The organism is Pseudomonas sp. BR20, from assembly GCF_050780135.1.
In the GTDB taxonomy this organism is placed as follows: domain Bacteria; phylum Pseudomonadota; class Gammaproteobacteria; order Pseudomonadales; family Pseudomonadaceae; genus Aquipseudomonas.
This window is the reverse complement of sequence record NZ_CP172012.1, coordinates 17,702-36,092: the sequence shown is the minus strand read 5'-3', so window position 1 is coordinate 36,092 and position 18,391 is coordinate 17,702. Positions and strand designations below refer to the sequence as shown.

General features: G+C 60.4%; 20 protein-coding genes and 1 pseudogene. 7 read left to right on the top strand and 14 right to left on the bottom strand.

Features of this window, described 5'->3' with window-relative positions; genetic code table 11:
- Positions 1–3: 3 nt before the first annotated feature.
- Positions 4–975: a tonB-system energizer ExbB gene (gene exbB, locus ACHPFG_RS00185; protein WP_431701292.1), complete on the bottom strand. Its 972-nt coding sequence runs from the start codon at positions 973–975 to the stop codon at positions 4–6.
- 187 nt (positions 976–1,162) lie between these two features.
- Between exbB and ACHPFG_RS00180 the strand changes: the two genes are divergently transcribed.
- Entirely contained in the window at positions 1,163–2,014 is an 852-nt protein-coding gene (locus tag ACHPFG_RS00180) for an SDR family oxidoreductase (RefSeq protein ID WP_431701291.1), read from the top strand.
- 64 nt (positions 2,015–2,078) lie between these two features.
- Here the strand turns inward: ACHPFG_RS00180 and ACHPFG_RS00175 are convergent, their stop codons facing one another.
- The 6 genes from ACHPFG_RS00175 to ACHPFG_RS00150 all read right to left on the bottom strand — a co-directional run bounded on the left by ACHPFG_RS00175 (position 2,079) and on the right by ACHPFG_RS00150 (position 7,375).
- Complete coding sequence (locus ACHPFG_RS00175; RefSeq protein ID WP_259244246.1) at positions 2,079–2,822, bottom strand: hypothetical protein; 744 nt, start codon at positions 2,820–2,822, stop codon at positions 2,079–2,081.
- A 56-nt stretch (positions 2,823–2,878) separates the two neighbouring features.
- A complete protein-coding gene (locus tag ACHPFG_RS00170) occupies positions 2,879–3,259 on the bottom strand; it encodes a RidA family protein (RefSeq protein WP_003176922.1) in 381 nt (126 codons plus the stop codon).
- 24 nt (positions 3,260–3,283) lie between these two features.
- On the bottom strand, positions 3,284–5,389 hold the full coding sequence (spoT, locus tag ACHPFG_RS00165) for a bifunctional GTP diphosphokinase/guanosine-3',5'-bis pyrophosphate 3'-pyrophosphohydrolase (protein WP_015886535.1): 2,106 nt from the start codon (positions 5,387–5,389) through the stop codon (positions 3,284–3,286).
- A 60-nt stretch (positions 5,390–5,449) separates the two neighbouring features.
- Entirely contained in the window at positions 5,450–5,713 is a 264-nt protein-coding gene (gene rpoZ, locus ACHPFG_RS00160; RefSeq protein ID WP_017735757.1) for a DNA-directed RNA polymerase subunit omega, read from the bottom strand.
- A gap of 167 nt (positions 5,714–5,880) precedes the next feature.
- A complete protein-coding gene (gmk, locus tag ACHPFG_RS00155; protein ID WP_431701290.1) occupies positions 5,881–6,501 on the bottom strand; it encodes a guanylate kinase in 621 nt (206 codons plus the stop codon).
- 10 nt (positions 6,502–6,511) lie between these two features.
- Positions 6,512–7,375 carry a YicC/YloC family endoribonuclease gene (locus tag ACHPFG_RS00150; RefSeq protein WP_431701289.1) on the bottom strand — a complete coding sequence of 288 codons (864 nt, stop codon included), beginning with the start codon at positions 7,373–7,375 and terminating at the stop codon, positions 6,512–6,514.
- 217 nt (positions 7,376–7,592) lie between these two features.
- Here ACHPFG_RS00150 and rph point away from each other — a divergent pair, with 217 nt between their 5' ends.
- The gene (rph, locus tag ACHPFG_RS00145; protein WP_124411079.1) at positions 7,593–8,315 is read left to right on the top strand and encodes a ribonuclease PH; all 723 of its coding nucleotides are present in this window, start codon (positions 7,593–7,595) and stop codon (positions 8,313–8,315) included.
- Positions 8,316–8,337: 22 nt separating this feature from the next.
- Positions 8,338–8,706, top strand: coding sequence for a DUF4870 domain-containing protein (locus ACHPFG_RS00140; RefSeq protein ID WP_131697647.1), 369 nt, complete (start codon positions 8,338–8,340; stop codon positions 8,704–8,706).
- A gap of 58 nt (positions 8,707–8,764) precedes the next feature.
- Here ACHPFG_RS00140 and ACHPFG_RS00135 read toward each other — a convergent pair whose 3' ends face one another.
- Positions 8,765–9,544, bottom strand: coding sequence for an exodeoxyribonuclease III (locus tag ACHPFG_RS00135; protein WP_003195493.1), 780 nt, complete (start codon positions 9,542–9,544; stop codon positions 8,765–8,767).
- A gap of 82 nt (positions 9,545–9,626) precedes the next feature.
- On the opposite strand from ACHPFG_RS00135, the gene pyrE reads away from it, so the two are divergent.
- Positions 9,627–10,274 carry an orotate phosphoribosyltransferase gene (pyrE, locus tag ACHPFG_RS00130; RefSeq protein WP_431701288.1) on the top strand — a complete coding sequence of 216 codons (648 nt, stop codon included), beginning with the start codon at positions 9,627–9,629 and terminating at the stop codon, positions 10,272–10,274.
- Positions 10,275–10,336: 62 nt separating this feature from the next.
- On the opposite strand, the gene argB is transcribed toward pyrE, so the two are convergent.
- The 4 genes and pseudogenes from argB to coaBC form a co-directional block, all read right to left on the bottom strand.
- Entirely contained in the window at positions 10,337–11,242 is a 906-nt protein-coding gene (argB, locus tag ACHPFG_RS00125) for an acetylglutamate kinase (RefSeq protein ID WP_015886532.1), read from the bottom strand.
- An 18-nt stretch (positions 11,243–11,260) separates the two neighbouring features.
- Positions 11,261–12,682 (bottom strand): annotated as a pseudogene (locus ACHPFG_RS00120) (phosphomannomutase/phosphoglucomutase); the annotation flags it as partial.
- Positions 12,683–12,923: 241 nt separating this feature from the next.
- Positions 12,924–13,379 (bottom strand): dUTP diphosphatase, encoded by a 456-nt coding sequence (gene dut, locus ACHPFG_RS00115; protein ID WP_431701287.1) that lies wholly within the window; start codon positions 13,377–13,379, stop codon positions 12,924–12,926.
- A gap of 5 nt (positions 13,380–13,384) precedes the next feature.
- Positions 13,385–14,593 (bottom strand): bifunctional phosphopantothenoylcysteine decarboxylase/phosphopantothenate--cysteine ligase CoaBC, encoded by a 1,209-nt coding sequence (coaBC, locus tag ACHPFG_RS00110; RefSeq protein ID WP_027608291.1) that lies wholly within the window; start codon positions 14,591–14,593, stop codon positions 13,385–13,387.
- A 143-nt stretch (positions 14,594–14,736) separates the two neighbouring features.
- Here coaBC and radC point away from each other — a divergent pair, with 143 nt between their 5' ends.
- Positions 14,737–15,411, top strand: a complete 675-nt coding sequence (gene radC, locus ACHPFG_RS00105) for a RadC family protein (protein WP_431701286.1) — start codon at positions 14,737–14,739, stop codon at positions 15,409–15,411.
- A 44-nt stretch (positions 15,412–15,455) separates the two neighbouring features.
- Here radC and ACHPFG_RS00100 read toward each other — a convergent pair whose 3' ends face one another.
- Positions 15,456–17,048 (bottom strand): ABC transporter substrate-binding protein, encoded by a 1,593-nt coding sequence (locus ACHPFG_RS00100; RefSeq protein ID WP_431701285.1) that lies wholly within the window; start codon positions 17,046–17,048, stop codon positions 15,456–15,458.
- Between the two features lie 458 nt (positions 17,049–17,506).
- On the opposite strand from ACHPFG_RS00100, the gene rpmB reads away from it, so the two are divergent.
- Together rpmB and rpmG are read left to right on the top strand one after the other, a co-directional pair.
- Positions 17,507–17,740, top strand: a complete 234-nt coding sequence (gene rpmB / locus ACHPFG_RS00095; protein ID WP_003176907.1) for a 50S ribosomal protein L28 — start codon at positions 17,507–17,509, stop codon at positions 17,738–17,740.
- An 11-nt stretch (positions 17,741–17,751) separates the two neighbouring features.
- On the top strand, positions 17,752–17,907 hold the full coding sequence (gene rpmG / locus ACHPFG_RS00090) for a 50S ribosomal protein L33 (RefSeq protein ID WP_003176906.1): 156 nt from the start codon (positions 17,752–17,754) through the stop codon (positions 17,905–17,907).
- 69 nt (positions 17,908–17,976) lie between these two features.
- On the opposite strand, the gene ACHPFG_RS00085 is transcribed toward rpmG, so the two are convergent.
- A complete protein-coding gene (locus ACHPFG_RS00085; RefSeq protein ID WP_131697641.1) occupies positions 17,977–18,339 on the bottom strand; it encodes a cupin domain-containing protein in 363 nt (120 codons plus the stop codon).
- Between the last annotated feature and the right edge of the window lie 52 nt (positions 18,340–18,391).

Here is an 18,391-nt window from a genome sequence, read left to right as displayed (position 1 = left end):
CGATTACCCCACTTTCACCATGTGCGGTTGCGAGCTGCGCTCGGTAGGCAGGTGATCGAGGTCGCGGCTGACCAGCAGCAGGACTTCTGCCGACGCGTCCGATACCTGGGCCTTGTAGCCGGCAATCGAACGGGCGAAGACGTTGTAGATCACGACCGCAGGAATCGCGGCGACCAGGCCCAGGGCGGTTGCCAGCAGGGCTTCGGCGATGCCGGGGGCAACGACGGCGAGGTTGGTGGTCTGGGTTTTGGCGATGCCGATGAAGCTGTTCATGATGCCCCAGACGGTACCGAACAGGCCGACGAACGGCGCGGTGGAACCAATGGTCGCCAGTACGCCGGTGCCGCTGCTCATGTTACGGCCGCAGGCTGCAACAAGACGCTCCAGGCGGAAAGCCACGCGCTCCTTGATGCCTTCTTTTTCGCGGGCGTTGGCCGAAAGGCGCATTTCTTCCAGCGCGTCGTGCACCAGGGTGTTGGCCAGGGTGCCTTTCTTGGTCGCGCTTTCGCTGGCTTCCTTGAGGGTGGTGGCCTTTTTCAGGTGGACGATTTCAGTGCGCAGACGGCGCTTGGCGCCCAGCAGCTCGAAACCCTTGGCGATCCAGATGGTCCAGGTAATGATCGAGGCGATGGCCAGGCCGATCATCACGGCTTTTACCACCACGTCAGCATTCTGGTACATGCCCCATGGCGACAGGTCGTGGGCCATGCCCAGGGTGTTGTCTTCTTCCAGCACTACACCGGTGTCATCGGCAGCGGTAGGAGCGGCAGTGTCAGTAGGGGCCGGGGCTGCGACGGGAGCGGCCGGGGTGGCGGCATTCTGCTCGGTGGCAGCCGGAGTGGCGGGTGCGGTGGCGTCAGCGAACGCGGCGGTCGGTGCCAGCAGTACGCTGAACAGCAGCGCAGCAATCGCACGCCAGGCGCGGGAAGGGCTGTGAAGCTTGGTTGGCGAAGCGGGGGTTGTATTACGTGTCATGCTGGCCGGACCTGAGAGAAAAAATGAGTGATCGTCCTTCCAGACCCAAGGGGTCGAGGACAAATGGGCGGTTATTATTGCAAGTAATTCTTGTTAACAGAAGTAATACAGTAACTTTATTTGCCCTTTTTCTGGCCGTCGGTCATCTGCGAGGGCTAATCTAGACCTTTAAGAGCGGAGTTTTGTGATGTCTGTGCCTTCTGTTGTGATTGCCGGTTGTGGCGATGTGGGTAGTCGGTTGGCTAGCCAATTGCTCGCCTCGGAATGGGAGGTTTATGGCCTGCGGCGCGATATTTCACGCCTTCCCGATGGGGTGATCGGCATTGCCGGCGACCTGTTCAACAAAGATTGTCCTGACACCTGGCCGATCGGCGGGGTGGATTACCTGGTGTACTGCGCCGCCGCGACCGACCACGATGAGGCCGGTTATCGCGCCGCTTACGTGCAAGGGTTGCAGCATGTGCTGGAGTGGCTGAAGGATTATGGCCAGGAGCCCAAGCACCTGCTGTTTGTATCCAGCAGCAGCGTATACGGGCAGCAGAATGGGGAGTGGGTCGATGAAACCTCCGAAACCCAGGCCAACGGTTATTCCGGGCAAGTCATGCTGGAGGCCGAGCAGGTGGCACTTAACAGTGGCATTCCCGCGAGCGTCGTGCGGCTGACCGGTATTTACGGTCCTGGTCGCGAATGGCTGCTGACCCAGGTGCGCCAGGGGTACCGCGTGGCGATCGACCCGCCTCTATATGGCAACCGGATTCACGCGGACGATGCGGCGGGCTTGCTCGCGTTTTTACTGCGGCATGTAGAGCAGGGCGGTTCGCTTGATCAGGTTTACATCGGTGTTGACGATGCACCGGCGCCGTTGGCCGAGGTGGTGGCTTGGTTGCGAGACTATCTGGGCGTGACGGAGTGGTCCGAGGATGCCAGTGTGCGGCGAGCGGGCAGCAAGCAGTGCAGCAATGCCCGCATAAAGGCGTTGGGGTGGACACCCACGTATGCGACCTACCGCGAAGGGTATGCAGCCATTCTTAAAGGCTGAAATGCGGTTTAAAAATGTGGGAGGGGGCAAACCCCCTCCCACATTTGGAGCTGGTTAATGACTGCTATTGTTTTTCAAGCAGCCATTGGCGAGGACCCGGCGTAAACGAAGGCACTTCGTCCGCCTGTGCGGTGTTGACCGCCTGGAAGATCTCCAGCTGCTTGCCCTTGCGCACGAAGATCCAGGGGTTGCCCACGCCGTTGAGTTGCAGCCACATGCTGTCGTAGCCACCGCTCATGGAGGCGCAATCGCCGGCCAGGCACAGTGAGTACCGATCAGCATTGGGCAAACCGGCGACCTTGCCGTCAGGCTGGAACTGGACAGTGGCGCCGTTGCCGAAGCCGTCGGTGATCTTCCAGTCGCCGCCCATATAGGCTGCGTACAGTGCGCGTTCGAAGTTGGCACCCAGTGGCGCGCCTTCCGGTGCAGGGGCCTTGGCGCGGGCGAACAGTTGCTCGGGCTCATTGTCGTTGGCGGACTGCAGCAGTTGCTTGCCTTTGCGCTTGAGTTCGGTGGCGGAGCTGCCGTAGAAATCCACGCTCCAGGCACCGGATTTCTCGCCCAGCAACTTGCCTTCGGCTACTTCAAAACCGTTGTAGTAGCGCGCCTGCGAGGCCTTGGGGTTGACCTCCCATTCGAGGTTCGGACCATAGCTTTGCAACGATTCACGCAAAGGGCCGCCTTTGGCTGCCGCATCGATGGCGACCTGGTTGATCCAGGTGCCGCTCACATCCAGATCGGCAGGGTTGCTGGCACAGCCGCCGAGGAGCAGGGCGAGCAACGAAGAGGCTACAAGCGCTTTGCGCATCATGAAATCCTTTTAAAACGAAGTCGGCGCAGCCTGTGGAGGCTGCGCCGGGTGTTTTACTCGATGACCAGAATTGCGTCCATCTCAACCTGCGCGCCCTTTGGCAGGGCTGCAACGCCAATGGCGGCACGGGCTGGGTAAGGTTGTTCGAAGTACTTGCCCATGATCTCGTTAACCTTGGCGAAGTGGCTCAGGTCGGTGAGGAAGATGTTCAGCTTGACGATGTCCTTGAACGAGCCGCCGGCAGCTTCGGCCACGGACTTGAGGTTTTCGAAGACCTGTACGGTCTGGGCTTCGAAGCCTTCCACCAGTTCCATGGTCTTTGGGTCCAGCGGGATCTGGCCGGACATGTAGACGGTGTTGCCCGCCTTGATAGCCTGGGAGTAAGTACCGATGGCGGCTGGGGCCTTGTCGCTGGTGATAACGGTCTTGGTCATGAATGACTCCTTGTAATGGATGGGCTACGCACGCATGCGGGTGATGCGGATCACACCGGTCAAGGCGCGCAGTTTCTTGATCACGCGGGCCAGGTGCACGCGGTCATGCACGCTGACCACCAGCTGGACCACGCTGATGCGACCATCGCGCTCGTCCATGCTGATTTTCTCGATATTGCCGTCGGCCGCGTTGACGCTGCTGGCCAGCAGGGCGATCAGGCCGCGCTGGTGTTCCAGCTCAACGCGCAGCTCGACGTTGAATTCGCCGGTGACATCCTTGGCCCACGAGAGCTGGATGCATTTTTCCGGGTTGTGACGGATTTCGGTGATGTTGCGGCAGTTGTCGAGGTGAACGACCATGCCCTTGCCAGCCGACAGGTGGCCGACAATCGGGTCGCCAGGGATCGGCGTGCAGCATTTGGCGTAGCTGAGCACCAGGCCCTCGGTGCCGCGAATCGCCAGCGGGCCTTCCGGGCTTGGCAGTTGTTCGCCTTCACCCAGCAGGCGGCGTGCGACCACATAGGCCATGCGGTTGCCCAGGCCGATATCTTCCAGCAGGTCTTCGATGGTTTCCTGGCGGTACTCGTGGAGCATCGCCTGCACGCGCTCCTGCGGAATCTTGTCCAAGGCACTGTCGAAGCCGTTGAGTACTTTGTTCAGCAGGCGCTCGCCCAGGCTGATGGACTCGGAGCGGCGCTGCAGTTTCAGCGCGTGGCGGATGTGTGTGCGCGCCTTGCCGGTAACTACGAAGTTCAGCCACGCCGGGTTCGGGCGCGCGCCCGGTGCGCTGACGATCTCCACAGTGGAGCCGCTTTGCAGCGGTTCCGACAGGGGCGCGAGACGACGGTTGATCCGGCAGGCAATGCAGCTGTTGCCGACGTCGGTGTGCACCGCGTAGGCAAAGTCGACCGCGGTGGAGCCTTTGGGCAGCTCCATGATCCGGCCTTTGGGTGTGAACACGTAGACCTCGTCCGGGAACAGGTCGATCTTCACGCTTTCGATAAATTCCAGGGAGTTGCCGGCACGTTGCTGCATTTCCAGCACGCCCTTGACCCACTGGCGGGCACGGGCATGGGTGCCTTTGGGTTGCTCGTCGCCGCTGGATTTGTACAGCCAATGGGCGGCGATGCCGTTGTTGGCCATCTCTTCCATTTCGCGGGTGCGGATCTGGATCTCGATTGGCACCCCGTGCATACCGAACAGCGTGGTATGCAGCGATTGATAGCCGTTGGCCTTGGGGATGGCAATGTAGTCCTTGAAGCGCCCCGGCAGGGGTTTGTACAGATTATGTACAGCGCCCAGCACGCGGTAGCAGGTATCGACCTTGTCCACGATGATGCGGAACGCGTACACGTCCATGATCTCGTTGAAGGCCCGACGCTTGCCGCGCATCTTCTTGTAGATGCCGTAGATGTGTTTTTGCCGGCCGCTGACCTCGCCCTCGATCTCGTCGATCGCCAGGCAATGGCTCAGGGATTCTTCGATCTTGTTGACGATTTCCTTGCGATTGCCCCGGGCGCGCTTGACGGCCTGGTAGATGCGCGCCGAACGCATCGGGTGCATGGCCTTGAAGCCGAGGTCTTCGAACTCGATACGAATGGCGTGCATGCCCAGCCGGTTGGCGATGGGCGCGTAGATTTCCAGGGTTTCCTTGGCGATGCGCCGGCGTTTTTCGCCGGACAGTACTTCCAGCGTACGCATGTTGTGCAGCCGGTCGGCCAGCTTGACCAGGATCACCCGGATGTCCCGGGCCATGGCCATGGCCATTTTCTGGAAGTTTTCCGCCTGGGCTTCGGCCTTGGTCTCGAAGTTCATCTGGGTCAGTTTGCTGACCCCGTCGACCAGTTCGGCCACGGTTTCGCCAAATTGCGCACTGAGCGCTTCCTTGGCAATACCGGTGTCTTCGATCACGTCATGCAGCATCGCGGCCATCAGGCTCTGATGGTCCATGTGCATGTCGGCGAGGATATTCGCCACCGCAAGAGGATGGGTGACGTACGCCTCACCGCTTCGGCGGCGTTGGCCGTCGTGGGCTTGTTCGGCGTAGAAATACGCTCGGCGGACCAGGTTGACCTGGTCGGGGCCGAGGTAGGTCGATAAGCGATCGGCGAGGGCGTCTATGCTCGGCAAAGTGTGAACTCCTGCCGAAGGCTGTGACCCCGCGCCGTGCTACGTCGACCAGGCATAGGCTTAGACGGCCTCGTTGGACTCGTCCTCGAACGCTGCAAACAGCGGTTCGTCTTCAACGATTTCAGCGTTGGCGATGAACTCGTAGCTCATCAGGCCTTCAGCGATTTCACGCAGGGCTACAACGGTAGGCTTGTCGTTTTCCCACTGGACCAGGGGCTCTTTGCCGCCAGTGGCCAGTTGACGGGCACGCTTGGTAGAGAGCATGACCAGCTCAAAGCGGTTTGCCACGTGGTCTAGGCAGTCTTCAACGGTTACGCGGGCCATGATATTCCTCGGAGCGAATGCAAGATGCGCGCTGCCCGGTTGGGCGAGCGGACTGAGCAGTTTAAAAAATCACCAGCGTTTAGGGAAGCGCTGATTTTTCGCAGACCCTCGCAAAACCGCTGCAAGCGCCAATGTAAAGCCCTTGCAGCGGTTTTGGGAAGGGCCAATCAGCCGAGCAATTCGGCGAGTAATTTGCCGAAACGCTGCTGTTGACGCTTTTGCTGGAGCTGATTGGCGCGGAAAATCGCCTTCAGGTCATCCAGCGCGTGGGAAAACTCGTCGTTAATGATCAGGTAGTCGTAGTCGACATAGTGGCTCATTTCGCTGACAGCTTCCCGCATGCGGCCTTCGATGATCTCGTCGCTGTCCTGGCCACGGTTGGTCAGGCGCTGGTGCAAGGCTTCGAGCGATGGCGGCAGGATGAAGATCGAGCGCGCCTTGGGCATCAGCTGGCGCACTTGCTCGGCGCCCTGCCAGTCGATTTCCAGGATCAGGTCGTGGCCTTCGTCCAGGGTCTGCTGCAGGTGACTTTGCGAGGTGCCGTAGAGGTTGCCGAATACTTCGGCGCGCTCCAGGAAGTCACCGTGTTCGATCATCTTGACGAACTCAGTGCGCTCGACGAAGTGATAATGCACGCCGTTCACCTCGCCCGGGCGCATGGCGCGGGTGGTGTGGGACACCGAAATACGGATCTGATCGTTGGTGTCGGTCAGCGCCTTGACCAGGCTGCTTTTGCCCGCGCCCGAAGGGGCGGAAATGATGTAAAGGGTACCGGTGCTGTGGGTCATGGAGGTTGCCTTACTCAATATTCTGTACTTGTTCGCGCATCTGCTCGATCAACACCTTGAGGTTGACCGCCGCCGTGGTGCTGCGCGGATCGAAAGCCTTGGAGCCCAGTGTATTGGCTTCGCGGTTGAGTTCCTGCATCAGGAAGTCCAGGCGCCGACCGGCGGCGCCGCCGGACTTGAGTACGCGGCGCACTTCAAGAATGTGGGTGCTCAGGCGGTCGAGCTCTTCGGCGACGTCGCTCTTTTGTGCCAGCAGGACCATTTCCTGTTCCAGGCGCACGGGGTCGAGGTCGGCCTTCATGTCGGTGAAGCGGTCGAGGACCTTCTGGCGTTGGGTGGCGAGCATTTGCGGCACCAGCTCGCGCAAGATGACCACGTCTGCTTCGATCGACGTCAGGCGCTCGTTGATCAGTCGGGCCAGTTCGGCGCCTTCGCGCTCGCGGCCGGCCTTGAGTTCCTTCAGGCCCTGGGTGAACAGGGCGAGGGCTTCGGCATTGAGGGCTTGCGGATCGGTGGCGTCAGCCACCAGCACGCCGGGCCAGGCCAGCACTTCCAGAGGGTTCAGCGCAGCGGGTTGCTTGATCAGGCCGGCGATGGTTTCGGCGGCGGCGACCAGTTGCGCAGCGCGTTCGCGATCCACCTGCAGCGGCTTGCCGGTGGTTTCTTCGGTAAAACGCAGGGTGCATTCCAGCTTACCTCGGGAGATGCCCTGGCGCAGTGCCTCACGCACGGCGCCTTCGAGGTCACGGAAGGATTCCGGCAGGCGCAGGTGCGGCTCCAGGTAGCGGCTGTTGACCGAACGCAGCTCCCAGCTCAGGGTGCCTTGGGCGCCGGCTTTTTCGACGCGGGCGAAGGCGGTCATGCTGTGCACCATGGAGGTACCTCGCGATGCAGTCCCGCGAAAGCGGGCTGATGGGTAAATTTGAAGCCGACAGGCTGCGAAGGCGCGGGATTGTAGCGCAGTGGGGCGAGTGCGCCCAAGCAATGGGCGATAGGCTGACCATTCGTAACCAGATTTTTAGCAGTGCCCCGAATCGACTCGCGGCTCTATAATGCTCGGCAGTTTTTCGTCCTCAGTACAGGTATCCCCTATGAAACGTCCAAGTGGTCGCGCTGCCGATCAGCTCCGCTCGATCCGCATCACCCGCAACTACACCAAACACGCCGAGGGATCCGTACTGGTCGAGTTTGGCGATACCAAGGTTATCTGCACCGTCAGCGTTGAAAATGGCGTGCCGCGTTTCCTTAAAGGCCAGGGCCAGGGTTGGTTGACCGCCGAATACGGCATGCTGCCGCGCGCCACCGGCGAACGTAACCAGCGTGAAGCCAGCCGTGGCAAGCAAGGCGGCCGCACCCTGGAAATCCAGCGCCTGATCGGACGTTCCCTGCGCGCGGCCCTGGATATGACCAAGCTGGGCGACGTGACCCTCTACGTCGACTGCGACGTGATCCAGGCCGATGGCGGTACGCGTACTGCGTCCATCACCGGCGCCATGGTGGCGCTGGTTGACGCGCTTAAAGTCATCAAGAAGCGTGGCGGCCTGAAAGGCGGCGACCCACTGAAGCAGATGATCGCCGCCGTATCGGTGGGCATGTACCAGGGCGAGCCGGTGCTGGACCTGGACTACCTGGAAGACTCGGCTGCCGAGACCGATCTGAACGTAGTGATGACCAGCACCGGTGGTTTTATCGAAGTGCAGGGCACCGCCGAAGGTGCGCCATTCCAGCCGGCCGAGCTGAACGCCATGCTGGCCCTGGCCCAGAAAGGCATGACTGAGATCTTCGAACTGCAGAACGCCGCACTGGCTGACTAAGCCGGCTTCAAGGAGAAGCGCCATGAGTGACAGTCAATTGCCGGTTCCGGCACCGACCAAGGAAGTTCGCCAGTGGGCGATGTTGTGTCACTTCGCGGCGTTCCTGGGGTTGGTATTCCCCTTCGGCAGCCTGTTGGGGCCGCTGATCGTGTGGCAGATCAAGAAGGATATGGACCCGCTTATCGATGATCAGGGCAAGGAAGCCCTGAATTTCCAGATCACGGTGGCCATCGCCTGGCTGGTCTGCATGGTGCTGGGGTTCGTGGTGATCGGCTTTCTGCTGATGTTGATCCTGGTGGTGGCGGCGCTGGTGCTGACGATCATCGGTGGCATCAAGGCCAACAACGGCACTGCCTATCGCTACCCGTGGACCTGGCGCCTGGTCAAATAATGAACACCCACAAAAAAACCGACAGCGATGTCGGTTTTTTTGTGCCTGGATAAAAACCTTAGATGGTCAGTGTCCAGTCGTAGTCCACGATCAGCGGCGCGTGCTGCGAGAAGCGCGGCTGGCGCGGCAAACGTGCACTGCGTACGAACCGGCGCAGACCAGGGGTCAGCAACTGGTAGTCGAAGCGCCAGCCCAGGTTGAGCATCTCAGCCTGTTCATTGTCTGGCCACCAGCTGTACTGGTCGCCTTCGCGGCTGACTTCGCGCAGGGCATCCACATAGCCCATGTTGCCGACAATCTCGTCCATCCAGGCCCGTTCCGGCGCCAGGAAACCTGGGGATTGCTGGCTGTCGCGCCAGTTCTTGATATCCAGCTTCTGTTGCGCCACGTACAGCGAGCCACAGTAAATGTACTCGCGACGTTTGCGTCGCTGTTTATCCAGGTAACGGGCGAAATCGTCCATTAGCTTGAACTTCTGGTTCAAGTCTTCATCGCCGTTCTGCCCCGAAGGAAGCAGCAAGGTCGCGATGCTGACCTTGTCGAAATCGGCTTGCAGGTAGCGCCCGTAGCGGTCGGCTGTCTCGAAGCCGAGGCCGCTGATGACCGCCTTGGGTTGCAACCGCGAGTACAAAGCCACGCCACCTTGGGTGGGCACTTCGGCATCGCAGGCATAAAGGAAGTAGCCATCCAGTTGGAAGGCTGGGTCGTCCAGTTCAAAGGCGGAGGCGCGGGTGTCCTGCAGGCAGATGACGTCGGCATTCTGAGCTTGCAGCCAACTGAGCAAACCACGCTCGACTGCAGCCTGAATACCATTAACGTTCACACTGATGATCCGCATAAATGGCCCCAAAAATCGCGTGCGTGTATGATACACGCCGTCTACCTAATTAGCTAAATCCGTGGTATCTGAGGCTTTTTTCATGCAGGCGTATCAACGCGATTTCATTCGTTTTGCCATCGATCGCGGGGTTTTGCGCTTCGGTGAGTTCACCCTCAAGTCCGGGCGCACCAGCCCGTACTTCTTCAATGCAGGCTTGTTCAACTCGGGTTCGGCCCTGGCTCAGTTGGGTCGTTTCTACGCGGCAGCCATTGTTGAAAGCGGTATTTCCTTCGACGTGCTGTTTGGCCCGGCCTACAAGGGTATCCCCCTGGCAGCTGCAACAGCCGTGGCCCTGGCTGAACATCATGGGCGCGATCTGCCATGGTGCTTCAACCGCAAGGAAGCCAAGGCTCATGGCGAAGGCGGTAGCTTGGTGGGTGCGCCGCTTACCGGCGATGTATTGATCATCGATGACGTGATCACGGCCGGTACGGCTATCCGTGAAGTGATGCAGATCATTGCGTCCCAGGACGGCGCCAGGGCCGCCGGTGTATTGATCGCACTGAACCGCCAGGAGCGAGGCAACGGTGAGTTGTCGGCGATCCAGGAAGTGGAGCGTGATTTCGGCATTCCAGTGGTAAGCATCGTCTCGTTGAACCAGGTGTTGCAGTTCCTGGAGGATGATCCGCAGCTCAAGCAGCACTTGCCGGCAGTTAAGGCGTATCGCGAGCAGTTCGGCGTTCAGTAATCGCCGAACCATAAAAAAGCCCCGCTCAACCAGGTTGAGCGGGGCTTTTTGTTTTCAGCGTTTTAAGGGCGCTTGCGGTTACTGATCAGCGTGCCCACGCCCGTATCGGTGAAGATTTCCAGCAGGATCGCATTCGGCACCCGGCCATCCAGGATCAGCGAGCTGCCGACGCCGCCTTGCACTGCTTCCAGCGCGCAACGGATCTTCGGCAACATGCCGCCGTAGATGGTGCCGTCGGCGATCAGCTCGTCCACTTGTTGAGTGGTCAAGCCGGTCAGCACCTTGCCTTCCTTGTCCATCAGGCCGGCAATGTTGGTCAGCAGCATCAGCTTTTCAGCTTTCAGCGCCTCGGCCACTTTACCCGCCACCAGGTCGGCGTTGATGTTGTAGGACTCACCGTTGGCACCCACGCCGATCGGTGCGATCACCGGGATGAAGTCACCCTTGACCAGCAGGTTCAGCAGGTCGGTGTTGATGCCGATCACCTCGCCCACCTGGCCGATGTCGATGATTTCCGGTTGGGTCATTTCCGGCGTCTGACGGGTAACGGTCAGTTTTTTCGCACGGATCAGCTCGGCGTCCTTGCCGGTCAGGCCAATGGCGCTGCCGCCGTGACGGTTGATCAGGTTGACGATGTCTTTGTTCACCTGGCCGCCGAGGACCATCTCCACCACGTCCATGGTCTGCGCGTCAGTGACGCGCATGCCATCGATGAAGTGACTCTCGATCGACAAGCGCTTGAGCAGGTCGCCGATTTGCGGGCCGCCGCCGTGGACCACCACGGGGTTGATCCCCACGGCTTTCATCAGCACGATGTCGCGGGCAAAGCCGGTTTTCAGCTCGTCGCTTTCCATGGCATTGCCGCCGTACTTGATCACCAGCGTCTTGCCGACGTAGCGTCGAATGTAAGGCAACGCTTCGGACAGGACCTTGGCGGTGTTGGCAGCGGCTTCGCGTTCGAGGGTCATTCAGGGCTCCGGTAAAAATCAGAACGGTAATTGGAGATCAGGGGCAACACGTTTCAACTGGGCGTGGAACACGTCCTTGATGCGCTGCAACTCAGCCTCGGTATCCGCCTCGAAACGCAGCACCAGCACCGGTGTGGTGTTGGACGCGCGAACCAGGCCCCAGCCTTTGGCGTAATCGACTCGCACACCATCAATGGAGGTCAGGTTGGCGCCTTCACCCCATTGCGCATCGTGCAGTGCGTCAATGATGCTGAATTTGCTCTCTTCGGTCACATGGATATTGATCTCTGGCGTAGAAATATCATTCGGGAAGGTCTGAAACAGCTCTTCCGCGGTGGATTTTTCCTTGCTGAGGATCTCCAGCAGACGGGCGGCGCTGTAAATACCGTCGTCAAACCCGAACCAGCGCTCCTTGAAGAACACGTGGCCGCTCATTTCGCCGGCCAACAGCGCACCGGTTTCCTTCATTTTCTTTTTGATCAACGAGTGACCGGTCTTCCACATTAGCGGACGGCCGCCATATTCCTTGATCAGCGGGGTGAGGCGGCGGGTGCACTTCACGTCGAAAATGATCTCGGCACCCGGGTTGCGCGCCACCACATCGCGGGCAAACAGCATCAGCAGGCGGTCCGGGAATACGATTTCGCCGGTTTCGGTCACCACGCCCACACGGTCGCCGTCACCGTCGAAGGCCAGGCCGACGTCAGCGCCGGTTTCCTTGACCTTGGCGATCAGGTCCACCAGGTTTTCTGGCTTGCCCGGGTCCGGGTGGTGGTTGGGGAAGTTGCCGTCGACCTCGCAGAACAGCGGGATCACTTCGCAGTTCAGGGCTTCGAGCAACTGCGGGGCGATCACGCCGGCCGCGCCGTTGCCGCAGTCCACCACCACTTTGAGGCGGCGTGCGAGTTTGACGTCGCGGGTGATTTCGTCAGAGTAGCGCTGCAGGATGTCAACTTTGGTGATGCTGCCTTTGCCGCTCGTCAGGTCGTTGGTCTTCAGGCGGGTGTGCAGGGCCTGGATCTGCTCGTTGGCCAGGGTGTCGCCGGCGATGACGATTTTGAAGCCGTTATAGTCCGACGGGTTATGGCTGCCGGTCAGCATCACCCCGGATTTGCCGGCCAGTACATTGGCGGCGTAGTACAGCGCGGGGGTGGGCACCAGGCCCACATCGCTGACATGGCAGCCGCTGTCGGCCAGGCCCTGGATCAGTTGCTCGACCAGTTCCGGACCGGACAGGCGACCGTCACGACCGACCGAAACGTTCGGCTCGTCCTGGGCCAGGCTCTGGGAACCAATGGCGCGGCCAATCCAGTAGGCGGTTTCGGCGGTCAGGGTCTTGGGTACTACGCCACGAATGTCATAGGCGCGAAAGATGCTGTCGGGGAATGTCGGGGCTACTCGGGCTGCGGTACTCATCGCGGGGGGAAACTCCATCTCAAGGGGGCAAGGCTGGCCTTAATGTGGCTGACCGGCAGGCTCAAACTGAAGGGTATGACGGTGTTTTCGGCAGAGAGTTCGTGGTGCAAAAGTGCCATCGGAGCTTGGCACCTGTCTTTTTGTCTGCGTAATACGTTGATTTCAATGGAGAAATCTCGCTGATAAAGTCCGCGCATTCTTCATCCTGAAAAGCCTTGCGGGGGGCGTCGAGCCGGGCAAAAGCGCCCGGCCAGGCTCAGCTTAGTCAGTGACTGCCGGAATGCCCAAAACCGCCTGCGCCGCGTTGGGTTTCGTCGAAATCCTGCACCAGTTCGAAGTGCGCCTGCACCACCGGCACCAGTACAAGCTGGGCAATGCGCTCGCCGACAACGATGTTGAACGACGTCTGGCCACGGTTCCAGCACGACACCATCAACTCGCCTTGGTAGTCCGAATCGATCAGGCCCACCAGGTTGCCCAGCACGATGCCGTGCTTGTGGCCCAGGCCGGAGCGCGGCAGGATCAGCGCCGCCAGGCCTGGGTCGCCGACGTAGATCGACAGGCCGGTGGGGATCAGGAGGGTCTGGCCCGGCTCAAGGACGGTGTCTTGCTTGAGCATCGCACGCAGGTCCAGGCCGGCGGAGCCTGGGGTGGCGTAGGCCGGCAGCGGGAATTCGGTGCCGATGCGGGGGTCGAGGATCTTGGCTTGCAAAGCGTGCATGGAAATTAAACCTGGTTCAGCCGTTGGGCGATAAAAGAGATCAGTTGGCGGGCAATCTTGCCTTTGCTGGTCTGGGCGAAAAGGGTGGCGTGCAGTTCGCGGTCGATCACGCTGCAGGCGTTTTCCTCGCTGTTGAAGCCGATGCTCGGGTTGGCGACATCATTGGCAACGATCAGGTCGAGGTTTTTGTCTTTCAGTTTGCGTGCGGCGTAGTCCAGCAGGTGCTCGGTCTCGGCGGCAAAGCCGACACTGAACGGGCGGTCCGGACGCGTGGCGATGGTGGCCAGGATATCCGGGTTGCGCACCATTTGCAGGAGCAGGCCGTCACCGCTTGTGGGGTCTTTCTTGAGCTTTTGCGGGGCGACGACTTCCGGGCGGTAGTCTGCAACCGCTGCCGAAGCGATAAACAGGTCACAGGGGATGGCGGCCTCACAGGCGGCCAGCATGTCCCGAGCGCTGACTACGTCGATTCGCGTGACGCGATCGGGGGTCGGCAAGTGCACCGGACCGGTGATCAGGGTCACGCGTGCGCCTGCCTCGACCGCTGCTTCGGCCAAGGCAAAGCCCATTTTTCCTGAACTATGGTTGGTGATGTAGCGCACCGGGTCGATGTTTTCCTGGGTCGGGCCTGCCGTAATCAGCACGTGCCTGCCGGTCAGGGCCAGGTGCTGGAAGCACTCGGCGGCGCACAGTGCCAGGTCGGTGGCTTCGAGCATGCGGCCCATGCCGACGTCACCGCAGGCCTGGCTGCCGGAGGCCGGGCCGAACACCTTGAGGCCACGGCTTTGCAGGAGTTGGGTGTTGGCCTGGGTCGCAGGGTCACGCCACATGGCCTGGTTCATGGCCGGGGCGATGGCGACGGTGGCGTCGGTGGCCAGTACCAAGGTGGTCAGCAGGTCATCGGCGATGCCCTGCGCCAGGCGCGCGATCAGGTCGGCGGTGGCAGGAGCGATCAGCACCAGGTCGGCCCACTTGGCCAGTTCGATATGACCCATGGCGGCTTCGGCTGCCGGGTCCAGCAGGTCCAGGTGAACCGGGTGTCCGGACAAGGCCTGCATGGTCAGCGGGGTGATGAACTCACTGCCGCCGCGGGTCATGACCACGCGCACTTCGGCGCCCTGGTCGAGAAGCCTGCGGACCAGCTCTGCGCTCTTGTAGGCGGCAATGCCGCCGCCGACGCCGAGAACGATGCGTTTCCGATACAGACGCTGCATTGGTTTGCCTTTCCAGTTCAGTGAAGCCAGTTCAGTGACGCCTGCGATGCCCCCTCCCCAGGTGAAATCGCACGCAAAAAAGAGGGCCTACGATAACACAGCGTCCGCCCCGCAACAGCGGCGCACATGCACAGGGAGGTGGGATGAGTATTCGTGATTGGCCGGCGGCAGAGCGGCCGCGAGAGAAGCTTTTGGAGTGGGGCGCGGCGAGTCTGTCCGATGCTGAATTGCTGGCGATCTTCCTACGCACCGGGGTAACCGGCAGGAGCGCGGTGGACCTGGCGCGCCATCTGCTGGCGCAATTTGGCGGTTTGCGCCCGCTGCTGGAAGCCAGCCAGGCGCTTTTCAGCCAGCAATTGGGCTTGGGGCCAGCGAAGTTTGCGCAGTTGCAGGCGGTGCTGGAAATGTCCCGGCGCCATATGGCTGAGCGCCTGCGCAGCGATTCGGTGCTGGAAAACCCGGTGGCGGTGCGCGATTACCTCAAGGCGTTGTTGCGTCATGAGCCTCACGAGATCTTCGGCTGCCTGTTTCTTGATTCAAAGCACCGTGTGCTGGGGTTCGAGGCGTTGTCCGAAGGGACCATCGACACCGCCGTGGTCTACCCCCGGCAGGTGGTCAAGCGCGCCCTGGCCTATAACGCAGCGGCGTTGATTCTGTGTCACAACCATCCTTCCGGGAACGCGCAGCCCAGCGCGGCTGATCGAAAATTGACCAAGCTGCTGCAAAAGGCCTTGGAAGTGGTGGATGTGCGGGTACTGGATCACGTCATCGTGGGGGACGGTGATCCGTTGTCGATGGCGGAGTATGGCTGGATGTAGGAGGGAAGCAGCTGCAAGCCTCAAGTGGGCTTGCAGCTTTCAGCTTAGGGCTTGACGCTGACCTGCGAGAAATCCTGGCGCCCGAACGGGCTCACCTGATAGCCCTCGACGTTCTTGCGCGCCAGGGCGAACGCCGTCGGGTGCGCCAGCGGCAACCACAGCGCCTGCTGTTGGATCTGCGCCTGGGCCTGCTGATACAGCTTGCTGCGTACGCCTTGTTCGCTGGTGGTCTTGCCGGCGCTGATCAGTTTGTCCAGCGCCGGATCACAGTAGCGGGCGAAGTTGGTGCCGGATTTAACCGCCGCACAGGAAAACTGCGGGGTCAGAAAGTTATCCGGGTCGCCGTTGTCGCCGGCCCAGCCCATGAACAGCAGGTCGTGTTCACCCGCTTTCGCCCGGCGAATCAGCTCGCCCCATTCGATCACGCGGATCTCGGCCTGGATGCCAACCTTGGCCAGGTCCGCCTGCAGCAATTGTGCGCCGAGGTTCGGGTTAGGGTTCAGCAGGCTGCCGGTGGGGCGCGTCCAGAGGGTGGTCTTGAAGCCGTCCTTGAGGCCGGCGCGGTCCAGCAAGGCCTTGGCCTTGGCGAGGTCCTGTGGATAACCCGGCAAGTCCTTGGCGTAGCTCCAGGTATTAGGCGGGTAAGGGCCGTTGGCCGCTTCGGCGGTGCCTTCGAACACGGCCTTGAGGTAGCTGCCCTTGTCGAAGGCGAGGTTGATGGCCTGGCGCACCTCGGGCTTGTCCAGTGGAGGGTGCTGGCTGTTGATGGCCACGAATGCGGTCATGAATGCTGCGGTTTTTTCTACCTTGAGTGCGGGGTCCTTTTCAGCCTCGCCCACATCCAGGGGCTTGGGCGACAGGGCGATCTGGCATTCGTTGCGGTGCAGTTTCTGCAGGCGCACGTTCGCGTCTGGGGTAATGGCGAAGATCAAGTTATCCACAGCCGGTTTGCCGGCGAAGTAGTCCGGGTTGGCCTTGTAGCGCACCACGGCATCTTTCTGGAAACGGCTGAAGATGAACGGCCCGGTGCCGATCGGCTGGCTGTTGAGCTTCTCCGGCGTGCCGGCCTTGAGCAGTTTGTCGGCGTATTCCGCCGGGTAGATCGAGGCGAAGCCCATGCTCAGGGCCGCAAGGAAGGTGGAGTCGGCGTGATCGAGGGTAAAGCGCACGGTCAGCGGGTCGAGGGCATCGATCTTCTTGACCAGTATTGGCAATTGCAGGGACTGGGCGTGGGGAAAGCCGCTCTGAGCGATCTTGTGCCAAGGGTTGGCCGGGTCGAGCATGCGTTCAAAGCTGAAGCGCACGTCTTCGGCGGTCAAGGTGCGGCCTGGGGTGAAATACTCGGTGCGATGGAATTTCACGTCCGGGTGCAGTTTGAAGGTATAGGTCAGGCCATCCGGCGAGACGTCCCAACTGTCCGCCAGGCTTGGCACCAGTTTGCCGCTGGCCGCGTCGTAGTCCACCAGGCGGTTCATCAGCACGTCTGCCGAGGCGTTGGTGGTGGTCAGCGAGTTGTATTGCACCACATCGAACCCTTCGGGGCTGGCCTCGGTGCAGACGCTCAAGTTGCTGGCGGCAGAAGCCAGCGGCGCGATAAATAGAGGGGCTAGCAATAGCGGTAGGGCAGCGAGGCGCATGTTCGGTTTCCTTTGCAGATCGAAGGCCCATCTGCGAGTGCAGTCTGGAAAAGTCCTACCGTAGTGGTCTGATTGATAAATGACTAGCCCATTTTTGCCTGTGCTTTTGCCCTAAATGCTGTTTTGATGGCGCCTCAGCGCGTTTCGCCGTGCGCTTAACTGCGTGCGCGAGCGCTGTAAATCATTCTGTGCGACGAGCGGTCGGCTGTTACAGCGGCCCCTCCTGGCAACGGTTCGGACGTCTGTCGCCGAGATTTACACCGGTAAAAATACACGGGCTGTTGTTGCACATGGGTCTTTCTGGTATAAAGCAGCGCTCTTTTCTAGGGGCCCGGTTCCTTCGCTTGTAGGTGTAGCCGGTAAGACCCTAAAGAAACGCGGCGCCTGGCGCCAAATGACTGAGAGATTAAGCGGCCAACCCATGCCGGGTTGGGCATGTGGTTTTAGAGGGCTGAGGCATGTCGAGAGTCTGTCAAGTTACCGGTAAGGGTCCGGTGACTGGGAATAACATTTCCCACGCAAATAACAAAACCCGTCGTCGTTTCCTGCCGAACCTGCAGCATCACCGCTTCTGGGTTGAAGAAGAGAAACGTTTTGTTCGCCTGCGTGTATCTGCCAAAGGCATGCGTATTATCGACAAGCGTGGCATCACTGTCGTGCTGGCCGAAATCCGCGCCGCTGGCAAGATCTAAGGAGCTCTATCATGCGTGAATTGATTCGAATGATCTCTAGCGCCGGTACTGGTCACTTCTACACTACCGACAAGAACAAGCGTACTACCCCGGACAAGCTCGAAAAGAAAATGTTCGACCCGCGCGTTCGCAAGCACGTGATCTACAAAGAAGGCAAAATCAAGTAATTGATTTTCCTCCTTGTGAAAAAGCCCGTATCTCACGATACGGGCTTTTTTTTGCGTCGGATTTACTGATCAGGCTTTCTGCTCGAACACCACGTAGATCTTACGGCACGGCTCCAGCACTTCCCAGGTGCCGCTGAAGCCGGCGGGGATCACAAAACGGTCGCCAGCACGCAAGGTTTTCGCATTGCCCTCGGTGTCGCGCAATACAGAGACGCCCTGCACGATCTCGCAATACTCATGCTCGGTATAGTTGACCTTCCATTGCCCAACTTCACCTTCCCAGACCCCGGCGTTCATCTGGCCGCACGGGCTGTTGTAATGGTTGTACACCGTTTGTTCGGGATCGCCCTTGAGGATTTTTTCGGCGGCAGGGCGGTAGCGGTCTGGGGCGGTGTTGGCTTGGCTGAAGTCGACGATGTCCTGGATGCTCATGTGCGTGTCCCGTCTGGCCTGGGGTTGGAGAGCCCAAAGTCTATGTTTATTA